Annotated in this window: 1 protein-coding gene; it reads left to right on the top strand. The window is 51.7% G+C overall.

Translation table 11 applies throughout. The annotated features are described in order from the left end of the window. Positions 1–230, top strand: a 230-nt coding sequence (locus tag Q1A41_RS20330) for a YDG domain-containing protein (RefSeq protein WP_299983009.1), incomplete at both ends; no start/stop codon positions are given.

The following is a 230-nucleotide window of genomic DNA, read 5'->3' as shown; positions in this document are numbered from 1 at the left end:
ATCACCGCCAGCACCACAGACTTTATCGCCAGCGATAATATCAGCCTCACTGGCGCAAGCGGCAGCTTCTCGGATAAAAATGTCGACCAAGATAAAGATGTCACCATTGCGGGCTATGGCTTAAGCGGTAGCGATGCCGGGAACTATGAGATCGCCAACAGCACTGTGGTGGTTCAAGCCGATATTACTCCGTTTGAAATCACCGCCAGCAGCACCGCTGATGATAAGAC

Source organism: uncultured Pseudoteredinibacter sp. (genome assembly GCF_947502065.1).
GTDB lineage: Bacteria > Pseudomonadota > Gammaproteobacteria > Pseudomonadales > Cellvibrionaceae > Pseudoteredinibacter.
This window is presented reverse-complemented; position numbering and strand designations above follow the sequence as displayed.